Annotated in this window: 2 protein-coding genes; both read left to right on the top strand. The window is 39.9% G+C overall.

All coding sequences use genetic code 11. The features are described 5' to 3' along the window. Positions 1 to 804: isocitrate/isopropylmalate family dehydrogenase (locus tag ABZA26_RS11670; protein WP_372714696.1), on the top strand; the 804-nt coding region annotated here is incomplete at its 5' end. Continuing rightward, a partial coding sequence (locus ABZA26_RS11675) for a hydratase (protein ID WP_372714697.1) occupies positions 801 to 2,856 on the top strand: 2,056 nt, incomplete at its 3' end. The genes ABZA26_RS11670 and ABZA26_RS11675, both read left to right, overlap by 4 nt.

Consider the following 2,856-nt stretch of genomic DNA (forward strand, 5'->3'; position numbering starts at 1 on the left):
CCTAGTCTGGGAGATGAATATCCCAACTTGCCCAGTGCAAACAGCGCCCTTAGAAGAGGTCTCGATCTTTTCTGTCAGGTGAGAAGAATTGAGGCCCCCGACAAGAGAATCGACTGGACATTTTTCAGGGAAAATGTCGAAGGAGAATATGTACTGGGTTCAAAGGGCCTTCAGATCGATGATATTCTTGCCGTTGATTTCAAACTTTTATCAAGGATAAATTCTGAAAGGCTGGCAAGAATGGCTTTTGAATTTGCTAAAAACAATGGTAAAACAGTGGTCACTGTCATTACCAAGGGGAATGTAATAAAGGCCACCGATGGAAATTTGATTAAAATGTGTCAGGAAGTTGCAAAAGAGTATTCCGGAATTGAATTACAGGGAAAATATGTGGATGTTACCTCTGCAAAACTAAGGGTGCCTGAATTCACCAAGGACTTTCAGGTTATTATCCTTCCAAATCTATACGGCGATATAGTTACGGACATTGCAGTGGAATACTTAGGGGGGATAGGTGCCGCCGGTGCTGCGAATTTGGGTAATAAAAAAGCACTGTTTGAAGCAACCCACGGTACCGCCCCCTTCTTAATAGAGAACGGTCGTGGCGACTATGCCAGCCCGACAAGTTTGCTGAAAGCTGTAGGGCTCATGTTGTCGCATATAGGCTTCCCCGACAAAGCCAAATTATTATCAGAAGCATTAGACATCTGCGGAAGAAAGGAAAGAAAAATTGTAATCACAAGTGAGGTAGAGGATGCCTCCGCAGAGGAATACACCGATTACATTTTAGGTAAATTATTATGATAAAAGTATATGAGAAAGGTCAGTTCATAAAAGATGGCCAGATAATTGCAGATATGAATACCAGCATAGAAGACGCGAAGAAAAACACAATCACCTATGGAATTCTTAAAAATCACAATTATTCCGATGATATGGAAAACCTAAAAATAAAATTTGATGCCATCACATCTCCAGATAATAATTCTGTTTCAATAATTCAGACTGCAAAGGCCTCAGGACTTAAAAAGTTCCCGGTACCCTATGTCCTCAGCAATTGCCACAATTCTCTATGTGCAGTGGGAGGGACAATCAATGAAGATGACCATCTTTTTGGGTTAAGTGCCGCAAAAAAATACGGAGGATACTTCCTACCTCCTCACATGGGGGTTTTACACCAATATATGAGGGAACTCTTTGCAGGCTCCGGAAAAATGATCCTGGGGTCGGACTCTCACACAAGATATGGAGCGCTAGGATGCCTTGCAATGGGGGAGGGAGGAGGAGAAGTGGTCAAACAGCTTCTCAACAAAACTTATGATATCAAGTACCCTAAGGTTATCGGTGTCAAATTAACAGGGAAACCCAAACCTGGAATCGGCCCCATGGATGTGGCTCTGGCCTTTATAAGAGAAGTTTATCCTAAGGAATACGTAAAAAATTGTGTCCTCGAGTTCTTTGGAGAGGGTATAAAAAATCTTAATGTTGAATTTAGAAATGGAATTGATGTTATGACCAGCGAATCTAATTGTCTTTCCTCAATTTGGGAAACAGACAAACAGGTCAGAGAGTATCTAAAGACCCATAATAGAGGTCACGAATATATGGAATTAAAAGCTGATGGCACCGTCTATTACGATGGGTTAGTAGAGATAAGCCTTGATGAAATCCAGTCGATGATAGCCCTGCCTGCTCACCCGTCCAATGCCTATACAATTAAAGAACTCTATGATAATTTAGATGAAATCTGTGAAAAAACAAATAGAGATTTAAGAAAGATCGGTATTAATTTTGATCTCAAGGAAAAAATATTTAAAGGTAAATTAAAAGCTGAACAGGGAATTATCGGAGGATGTTCAGGAGGAATTTACGACAATATTATTGATGCTGCAGATATCTTAAACGGCAAATCCATAGATTTAGAGTTTACATTAAATATTTATCCTGCATCAAAAAATACAGGTATAACCCTGATGGATAACAAAACAAGTTCAAAGTTATTAAGAGCAGGTGCTGTCATAAGAACCTCTATATGCGGGCCTTGTTTCGGAGTAGGAGACACCCCTGGAAACAACCAACTGTCCATAAGACACAATACAAGAAACTTTCCAAACAGGGAAGGAGCTAAACCAAGCCAGGGTCAGTCTGCCGGAGTTGCTCTTATGGATGCAAGAAGTATCGCAGCGACAGCTATTAATAACGGAATAATCACAGCCGCCACAGACCTAAATATAGAGTATACAAAGCCCCAGTATATTTTTGATTCCAAAATATATGAAGGTAAGGTTTATAACTACGGGAAAACTGAAGGTCTTGAGGATTCAACTGTGGAATTGCTAAATGGGCCGTGTATCAAGCCCTGGCCTGCAATGTCAAAATTAGACGATAATCTATTATTGAAAGTAACTGCATTTATAGAAGACCCTGTTACCACAACAGACGAACTGATGCCATCTGGTGAGGCATCTTCATTTAGATCAGATCCCGACAGATTATCTGAGTTTACCCTGATAACAAAAGTCCCGGATTATGTTCATAAATGTAAAGATATTCGTGAACTTGAATATGCCCGTAAAAATGGAGAGCTGAAACCTGAAATAAATGAAATATTCGATAAAATAAAAACCATCGAAGGACAGAGCAAACTTAATCCTTTTAAGACAGCCATTGGATCTTTAATCTATGCAAATAAGCCTGGAGATGGCAGTGCCCGGGAACAGGCTGCATCAAATCAAAAAGTTCTCGGAGGATGGGCTAATATTGCAAAAGAATATGCTACCAAAAGATATGTGTCAAATCTAATTAACTGGGGAATACTTCCATTTATAATAGAGGAAGAGATTCCTTTTGGTACCG

It is taken from the genome of Ilyobacter sp., assembly GCF_041583315.1.
Lineage (GTDB): Bacteria > Fusobacteriota > Fusobacteriia > Fusobacteriales > Fusobacteriaceae > Ilyobacter.